Source organism: Metapseudomonas otitidis, assembly GCF_900111835.1.
GTDB lineage: Bacteria > Pseudomonadota > Gammaproteobacteria > Pseudomonadales > Pseudomonadaceae > Metapseudomonas > Metapseudomonas otitidis.
The window spans coordinates 228,416-237,502 of the sequence record NZ_FOJP01000002.1 but is presented as its reverse complement, the minus strand read 5'-3'; the positions used below and the strand labels follow the sequence as shown (position 1 = coordinate 237,502).

Genomic DNA, 9,087 nt, shown 5'->3' with positions numbered 1-9,087 from the left:
TGATGAACGCCGACGGCACCTACACCTACCAGCCTGCCAAGGACTTCAACGGCACCGACGCCTTCACCGTCACCATCAGCGACGGCCACGGCGGCACCACCACCAGCGTGGTCAGCGTCACCGTCAAGCCGGTCAACGATGCCCCGGTGGCGCCCAACAGCACCGCCAGCGTGGATGAAGACGGCACCCTGACCAGCCGCATCCCCGCCACCGACGTGGACGGCGACCGCCTCACCTACACCGTGAAGACCGGCACCGCCAACGGCACCCTGACCCTCGACCCGAACACCGGCGAGTACACCTACAAGCCCAACGGCGACTACAACGGCCCGGATCGCTTCGTGGTCACCGTCAGCGACGGCAAGGGCGGCGTGGTCGACACCGTGGTCGACATCACCGTCAAGCCGGTAAACGATGCGCCCACCGCTGTCAACGACACCGCCACCACCCAGGAAGACACCCCCGTCACCATCGACGTGCTGGCCAACGACCGCGACGTAGACGGCGACAGCCTGACCCTGACCGGCGCCAGCGCGCAGCACGGCAGCGTCAGCATCGTCGACGGCAAGCTGGTCTACACCCCCACCGGCAACTACAGCGGTGCGGACACCATCACCTACACCGTCACCGACGGTAAGGGCGGCAACAGCACCGCCACCGTCCAGGTGGGCATCCAGCCGGTGGCCGACGCCCCGAACCTGGGCGCCCAGGCGCCGAGCGGCACCCCCGCCGCCACCGGCCTGCTGCAACAGAGCTGGAACAACCTGGCCCTGGGCAGCGGCGGCAACGGCGCCAACCCGGCCACCCTGAAGAGCACCATCGACGCCGCCGGCACCCCCACCAGCAGCGGCAACCTGGCCGATGCCCACATCGACAGCGTCAACGCCGGCGTGGCCAACAAGCTCTCCGGCCTGATCTACCTGGAAGCGGGCCAGACCTACACCTTCAGCGGCACCGGCGACGACAGCGTGATGGTCGTGGTCGGCGGCACCACCGTGGGCAGCGCCACCTGGGGCGGCAACAGCGGCCAGTTCAGCGGCAGCTACACCGCCCAGCAGAGCGGCTACTACACCCTGGACATCTACCAGCACAACCAGAGTGGCCCGGGCACCCTGGACGTCAACGTCAAGGTCGGCAACGGCCCGGTGCAGGACCTGTCCAGCGCCAACGTGCAGCTCTACACCAAGGCCAGCGACCTGGCCGGCAACGGCCTGCACCTGTCCGACCTGCATGGCAGCGACGGCAAGGGCTACTACCAGCTCTACAACGTCAACGAGGGTGACGAGGACAGCAGCATCCCGCTGTCGCGCCTCACCGCCTCGCTGAACGATACCGACGGTTCGGAAAGCCTCTCCGTGGGCATCTCGCAGATCCCCGCAGGCGCCACCCTGACCGACGGCGTGCACAGCTTCACCGCCACCAGCGGCAGCACCACCGCCGACATCAGCGGCTGGAACCTGGGCAACCTGAGCATCACCCCGCCGGCCAACTACAACGGCACCTTCGACCTGAAGGTCACCGCCACCGCCACCGAAGGCGCCAACGGCGACAAGGCCTCCACCTCGCTGACCCTGCCGGTCACCGTGCACCCGGTGAACGACGCCCCCACCGGCGCCGACAACACCGTGCAGACCGACGAAGGCACCCCGCGCAGCTTCAGCGCTGCCGAGTTCGGCTTCAGCGACGTGGACGCCGGCGACAGCCTCAAGGCCATCCGCATCAACAGCCTGCCGGGCAACGGCAGCCTGAGCCTGAACGGCACCGCCGTCACCGTGGGCATGCTGGTCACCGCGGCGCAGATCGCCTCGCTGGTCTACACCCCCACCGCCAGCGGCAGCAGCAGTGGCTCCTTCAGCTTCTCGGTGCAGGACCAGAGCGGCCTGTTCTCCAGCCAGCCCAACACCATGACCATCCAGGTGGCCAACCTGGATGACGCACCCGGCCTGGTCGACAGCAGCGTCACCTTCGCCGAGAACACCGCCGCCGGCACCACCATCGCCGACCTGAGCGACCGCTTCACCGGCACCGATCAGGACCGCGACGGCGAGCCGCTGTTCTACAGCATCACCGGCGGCAACGACGCCGGCCTGTTCAGCATCAACGCCAGCACCGGGGTCATCACCCTGGCCAACGGCAAGACGCTGGACTACGAGACCGCCACCCAGCACCAACTGCAGGTCAGCGCCACCGACGGCAAGACCGCTGCCACCGCTACCGTCACCGTGAACGTCACCAACGTGAACGACAACGGCGTGGTCATCACCGACAGCGACACCGCCGCCAACCAGGTCAACGAAAACGCCGCCAACGGCACCGTGGTCGGCGTGACCGCCAAGGGCGTGGACGGCGACGTCGGCGCCACCATCACCAAGTACGAACTGGTGGACAACGCCGGCGGCCGCTTCGCCATCAACGCCACCACCGGCGTGGTCACCGTGGCAGACGGCACCAAGCTGGACTTCGAAACCGCCACCAGCCACACCATCGTGGTCAAGGCCACCAGCTCCGACGGCAGTACCAACACCCAGTCGTTCACCATCCAGGTGGGCAACGTCAACGACAACGGCGTGGTCATCACCGACAGCGACACCGCCAGCAACTTCGTCAACGAGAACGCGGCCACGGGCACCGTGGTCGGTGTGACTGCCAAGGGCGTGGATGGCGACGTCGGCGCCACCATCACCCAGTACGAGCTGACCGATAACGCGGGTGGCCGCTTCGCCATCAACGCCACCACCGGCGTTGTAACCGTGGCCGACGGCACCAAGCTGGACTTCGAGAGCGCCACCAGCCACACCATCGTGGTCAAGGCCACCAGCTCCGACGGCAGCACCAACACCCAGTCGTTCACCATCCAGGTGGGCAACGTCAACGACAACGGCGTTGTGATCACCGACAGCAACACCGCCACCAACCAGGTCAACGAGAACGCCGCCAACGGCACCGTGGTGGGCATCACGGCCAAGGGCGTGGACGGCGACGTCGGCGCCACCATCACCAAATACGAGCTGGTGGACAACGCCGGCGGCCGCTTCGCCATCAACGCCACCACCGGCGTGGTCACCGTCGCCGACGGCACCAAGCTGGACTACGAGAGCGCCACCAGCCACACCATCGTGGTCAAGGCCACCAGCTCCGACGGCAGCACCAACACCCAGTCGTTCACCATCCAGGTGAACAACGTCAACGAGGCCCCGGTGGTGGTCGCGGGCGCCAACGTCACCGGCGTCGAAGACACCAACTACACCTTCGCCTGGAGCGACTTCAAGGTCAGCGACGTCGACGCCAACAGCACCCTGTCGATCAAGATCGAGAGCCTGCCGATCGAAGGCAAACTGCAGATGCAGGTGAACGGCACTTGGACCGACGTCACCGCCAACAGCACCATCACCAAGTCGGCGATCGATGCCGGCGGCCTGCGCTTCGTGCCGGACAGCAACGAGTCCGGCCACGACAGCTTCGGCGGCAGCGGCGTCGGGCTGAACCAGGCCACCTACGCCACCTTCAAGTACAGCGGCAGCGACGGCGCCCTGAGCACCGCCAGCAGCACCATGAGCATCGACATCACCCCGGTGGCCGACGTGCCGACCCTGACCGTGAAGTCCGCCGCGGCCAGCACGCTGTTCACCACCACCTGGGAATCGGCGCCCAACAGCGACAACACCTCCCAGGACGTGGCCGGGCCGACCTTCGAGAACTGGTCCCTGGTCACCACCGGCGACGTGCGCAGTGGCGGCAAGAACGTGTTCGAGGTCTGGGCCAGCGGCGACAGCATGCAGAACCAGGCCGGCAACTACGTCACCGTCAAGTTGCCGGGTGCCAACAACGGAAACGCCCTTGAGCTCAACGACGCCGGCGGCAGCACGTCCCAGACCCTGGGCGTCACCCGCAACGTCGCCACCGAGGTCGGCAAGATCTACGAGCTGAATCTGGACTACGCCGGTCGCTCGGGCTTCGACGCCAGCTTCACCAAGATCGCGGTCTACCTCGGCACCACCCTGGTGGGCGAGTACAGCTCCACCAGCAGCCAGACCAGCCTGAACTGGGAGAACATCCACTTCAGCTTCACCGGCACAGGCAGCACCGAGGTGCTGACCATCAAGCTGGCCGGCACATCGACTACCTCCGGCGGCCGTGGAGCGCTGATCGACAACATCACCCTCACCTCATCCCAAGGTGTGGTGGCCGGTGACGGCGGCGTCAGCGGCAAGACCAGCATCGCCCTGGCCAACTACATCAGCGGCGCGCTGACCGACACCGACGGCTCCGAGAGCCTGCGCTACGACCTCTCCAACCTGCCCAGCGGGGCCAGCGTGGTGGTCGGCAACACCACCCTCACCGCGAACGCCGGCGTGGTATCGCTGACCGCAGGCCAACTGGCCACCGCCAAGCTGCTGGTCAGCGGCTCGGTACGTGGCGAGATCGGCCTGGACATCAAGGCCGTGTCGGTAGAGCCCAACGGCACCACCGCCAGCTCCGCCAGCCAGCACCTGACGCTGAAGATCGTCGACGGTGGCGTCGGCCATGAAAGCCTCACCACCAACACCATCAACGTCGCGGACACCAGCACCTCGCTGTCCAGCGGCCTGACCGGCGAATACTGGGGCTATGCCGAAAGCGGCACCGCGCGGCCGAACCTCACCAGCCTCAAGCTGGTGGAGGACTACGTCGAGTCTCGCACTGGCAACAGCACCAGCCTGATCGGTTCCAACGACAACGCGGCCGCCGCCTCGGTCAACGCCACCTTCGTCGCCAACGTCATCGACTACGGCCTGAAGAACGGCACCACCGTGTTCAGCGACGACCTGGGCGACAACCGCACGGTGTCCAACGGCACCACCATCGGCAACGTCAGCAACACCATCCAGAACAACCTGTACGACTTCCTCACGGCGGCCAGTACCGGCAACGTCTCCACCCTCAAGGCCGGCGGCGCAGGCCTGGGCGATACCTCGGACGCGATCATCCGTGCCCACGGTTTCCTCGACCTGGCCCAGGGCGGCACCTACGACATCCGCGTCACCGCGGACGACGGTTACCGCCTGATGATCGGTGGCCAGGTGGTGGCCGAAGCCGACTACATCCAGAGCACCACCACCAAGGTGTTCAGCGGTGTCGGCCTCAGCGGCGACCTGCAGGCCCTGGAACTCCTGTACTGGGATCAAGGCGGCGCAGCGAGCCTGAAAGTTGAGTTCAAGCTCAGCGGCAGTGCCGACTCCGCCTACAAGGTGCTGGGTGCCAGCGGCAGCGGGCTGGAGATCTTCCAGGCCCCGGGCGCCGGGCAGGAACTGGTGCAGACCGACACCGGCTGGGCGCTGCACACCATCGGCACCACCAACGGCACCGAGGCCAGCGACCTGATCAACGGCAGCAAGTACTCCGACATCCTCAACGGCGGCAACGGCCACGACGTGCTCTACGGCAACGCTGGCAACGACCTGCTCAATGGCGGTGACGGCAACGACCTGCTGATCGGCGGCGTGGGCAACGACACCCTCACCGGCGGTGCCGGCGCCGACATCTTCGTCTGGAAGGCCGGCGACCTCGGCAATGACGTGATCAAGGACTTCAACGCCGGCGAAGGCGACCGCATCGACCTCAGCGACCTGCTGCCCGATGCCGCCAACGCCAACAACATCCTTGACTACCTCAAGGTCGACACCGCCACCAGCACCCTGCAGGTGAGCACCAGCGGCAACGTCGCCAACGGCGCCGATGTGACCATCAAGCTCGAAGGCGTGGACCTGACCCAGTACGGGTCGACCTCCTCGCAGATCGTCAGCTCGCTGGTGGCCGGCTCCGACCCGCTGGTGAAGACCGAGCACAGCTGATGAAGCCCCTTCCCACCGCGCCCAGGCGCGGTGGGAAGGCAGCCCTGCCCGGCCATTCTTGCCTGCTTGCCAGGCCACGCGTATAGATGTGCGTCCGGCGAATCATGTCCAACCAGGGGGTACCCATGCTTTACGTGCAGCGCGACGACCAGGGCAAACTGGTGCGGGTCGAAGCGGCCGAGTTCGCCGGCCACACCGGCCAGCTCCCCGCCGACGACCAGGACGTGCTCGCCTGGTACTCCAACCAGGCCATCGAGGCCAGCCTGCTGCAACTCAAGCAGAGCGACAGCGAGATGATCCGGGTGCTGGAAGACCTGATCAGCGTGCTCATGACCAAGGGCGTCCTGCGCATCACCGACCTGCCGCCGGCCGCCCAGTCCAAGCTGCTCAGCCGGACCCAGGCGCGGGAAGCCCTGGGCGGGCTCAACCGGCTGATCAACGACGACGACGCGGGCGTGATCTGAGTACAGCCCCACGCACGTCCCTCCGGGCTAGCGCCCTGCCTCAGGCTCCAGGCCGGCCTGCCCGGCCCCTTCCCACTCGAACACCAGGGCCTTGAGCCCACCTTCCGGGTCCTCGTCGGCGAATTCCGGCGGGTTGGCCAGGCGTTCGCGGAACACCAGGCCAGGCGCTTCCTCCCCCATCGTGCGAATGATGAAGTCGGCCCCGGTGGCCGGGTCGTTGACGCAGGCCAGCACCCGGGCGCCGGGGGCCAGCAGTTCCGGCACGCGGCGGAGGATCTTGCGGTAGTCCCGGTCCAGCTCGAAGCTGCCGCGCTGGAACGACGGCGGATCGATGATCACCAGCCCGTAAGGCCCTTCCCGCTTCAGCCGCCCCCAGGACTTGAACAGCTCATGCCCCAGAAAGCTCACCCGCCCCAGGTCATGGCCATTCAGACGGTGGTTATCGCGCCCACGGGCCAGTGCCGCGCGGGCCATGTCCAGGTTCACCACCGCCTCGGCGCCCCCGGCGATGGCCGCCACGGAGAAGCCGCAGGTGTAGGCGAACAGGTTCAGCACCCGGCGCCCCGCCGCCACCTCGCGCACCCAGCGGCGGCCATGGCGCATGTCGAGGAACAGGCCGATGTTCTGGTTGCGCATCAGGTCCAGCCGGTAGGCCAGGCCGTCCTCGTGCATGGTCCAGGCATCCACCGCCTCGCCCCACAGGCACTCGGTCTCACTGCCGGGTCGGTAGCGGTGCTGCAGCAGTACACTGCGAACGCTTCCAGCAGGCCAGACAGGTGCCTCGGCCAGCGCCAGCAGCAGCGCACGCAAGCCTTCCAGCGCCTCGGCCGGCGGCTCACGGAACAGCGCCACCAGCACCACGCCCTCCAGCCAGTCCACCGTGACGTGCTCCAGCCCCGGCCAGAGCCGGCCACGGCCATGGAACAGGCGCCGGGTCTCGGCCGGCGGCTCGGCCATGGCCGTGACGAGTCGGTGCCGGAGGATGTCGAAGGAATCGGGAGTCATGGCGATACGCGTCGGGAAAAAGGGCGGCATTCTAAACCAAGGGCCGCCTCGCTGGAGTCATCGGCGCCTTCCGCTACGCTCACAACCAAGGTTCCCCGCAGGAACCGATAAGGCCGCCCGGACCCGCAGTACCCAGGATCACGACCCGACAGCATGAATGCACCCGCCCCCTCCAAGCCCCCTCCCCACCAGCGCACCCAGCAGCTGGCGCGGCTGTTCACCACCCTGACCATCCTGGCGATCCTGGCCATGGAGGCCTGGCAGGTCTGGCTCGACTACCGGCAGGAGTTCCACCGCGCCGAAGTCAGCGCCACCAACGTCACCGGCGCCGCCGCCGAACACGCGCGCGACGCCATCCGCCAGGCCGATGCCCTGCTCTACGACCTGATCGAACAGGTCGAGCATGACGGCTTCGAACGGCTGGACACCGCCCGCATGCACCGGCTGATGAAGCGCCAGCAGCAGTTCCTGCCCCAGCTCCACGAACTGTTCCTCTACGACAAGGAAGGCAACTGCCTGGTCTCCGACCGCGAAGTGGGCGGCCAGCCGATGAACAACGCCGACCGCGAGTACTTCCGCTACCACCGGGACGACCCCGACGACCGGGTGCACATCAGCCAGGTGATCCGCAGCCGCTTCACCGGCGACCTGGTCATCCCCATCTCGCGGCGCATCGAGGACCGCAACGGCCAGTTCGCCGGCGTCGCCGTGGCCACCCTGGAAGTGGCCTACTTCAACCGCTTCTATGAAACCTTCGACCTGGGCGATCGCGGCATCATCGTGCTGGCCGAACAGAACGGCACAATCCTCGTCCGCCACCCCTTCGACCCCTACGCCACCGGCCGCAGCCTGGCCCGCACCCATATCATCAAGGACCTGCTGCCGGAGGCGCCGGCCGGGGTCACGGTGGCCCACTCCTCGCTGGACAACATCGAGCGCCTGTTCAGCTACCGCCAGCTGCAGGACTACCCCCTGCTGGTGGAGACCGGCATCTCCACCCAGTCCATCGCCGCCCCCTGGCTCAACCAGGTGGCCCGCTCGTGCCTGGTGGTGGTGGTGGTGATCGCCGGCCTGGTGTTCTTCGCTGCCACCCTGGTGCGGCAGATGGAACAGGGCGCGCTGGCCGAGGAAGAACTGCGCCTGGCCCACGAAACCCTGGAGCAACTGGCCCTGGAGGACGCCCTCACCGGCCTGGCCAACCGCCGCCGACTGGACGCCGTGCTGCCCATCGAGGCCAGCCGGGCCCGACGCCTGGGCACGCCGCTGGGCATCGTCATGCTCGATATCGATTACTTCAAGCGCTACAACGACCACTACGGCCACCTCGCCGGCGACCAGTGCATCCGCGCCGTCGCCCAGGTGCTGGCCGGCTTCGCCCGCCGCCCCGGCGACCTGGCCGCGCGCTACGGCGGCGAGGAAATGACCCTGCTGCTGCCCAACGCCGACCCCGAGGACACCCAGCGCATCGCCGAACAGATCCGCCAGGCCGTACGCGCGCTGGAGATCCCCCACAGCGGCAGCGACCACGGCGTGGTCACCGTCAGCCTCGGCTACCACGTGTACATGCCCCTGCCCCTGGACAACACCCACGAAGCGCAGCTACTGCGGGCCGCCGACGAAGCCCTGTACCGCGCCAAGGACGCCGGCCGTGACCGGGTTCACCCGCCGGCATCCTGAGCCCGGCAGGCCGTCGAAAAGCGCTGCACTCCGCCCCACACCCTGCGCTACCATGGCGCGCCGCCCGGCAGTGGATGCCGGGCGCCTCTCCTCCCCTGTTCTTCCAAGGA

At 67.6% G+C, this 9,087-nt stretch carries 4 protein-coding genes; 3 read left to right on the top strand and 1 reads right to left on the bottom strand.

Going from position 1 to position 9,087, the window contains the following annotated elements; translation table 11 throughout:
• Nucleotides 1–2 precede the first annotated feature (2 nt).
• A complete protein-coding gene (locus tag BM198_RS03590; protein WP_139233560.1) occupies nucleotides 3–5,831 on the top strand; it encodes a tandem-95 repeat protein in 5,829 nt (1,942 codons plus the stop codon).
• A 125-nt stretch (nucleotides 5,832–5,956) separates the two neighbouring features.
• Nucleotides 5,957–6,295: a tryptophan synthase subunit beta gene (locus BM198_RS03585; RefSeq protein ID WP_074968056.1), complete on the top strand. Its 339-nt coding sequence runs from the start codon at nucleotides 5,957–5,959 to the stop codon at nucleotides 6,293–6,295.
• A gap of 27 nt (nucleotides 6,296–6,322) precedes the next feature.
• Here the strand turns inward: BM198_RS03585 and BM198_RS03580 are convergent, their stop codons facing one another.
• Nucleotides 6,323–7,300, bottom strand: a complete 978-nt coding sequence (locus BM198_RS03580; protein WP_074967847.1) for a class I SAM-dependent methyltransferase — start codon at nucleotides 7,298–7,300, stop codon at nucleotides 6,323–6,325.
• A 153-nt stretch (nucleotides 7,301–7,453) separates the two neighbouring features.
• Between BM198_RS03580 and BM198_RS03575 the strand changes: the two genes are divergently transcribed.
• Nucleotides 7,454–8,977 (top strand): sensor domain-containing diguanylate cyclase, encoded by a 1,524-nt coding sequence (locus BM198_RS03575; protein WP_074967845.1) that lies wholly within the window; start codon nucleotides 7,454–7,456, stop codon nucleotides 8,975–8,977.
• Nucleotides 8,978–9,087: the final 110 nt, after the last annotated feature.

Bases quoted from the DNA above. Each gene is read 5' to 3' on its own strand.
- BM198_RS03590 (WP_139233560.1), top strand. From the start codon at position 3: ATGAACGCCGACGGCACCTACACCTACCAGCCTGCCAAGGACTTCAAC.
- BM198_RS03585 (WP_074968056.1), top strand. From the start codon at position 5,957: ATGCTTTACGTGCAGCGCGACGACCAGGGCAAACTGGTGCGGGTCGAA.
- BM198_RS03580 (WP_074967847.1), bottom strand. From the start codon at position 7,300: ATGACTCCCGATTCCTTCGACATCCTCCGGCACCGACTCGTCACGGCC.
- BM198_RS03575 (WP_074967845.1), top strand. From the start codon at position 7,454: ATGAATGCACCCGCCCCCTCCAAGCCCCCTCCCCACCAGCGCACCCAG.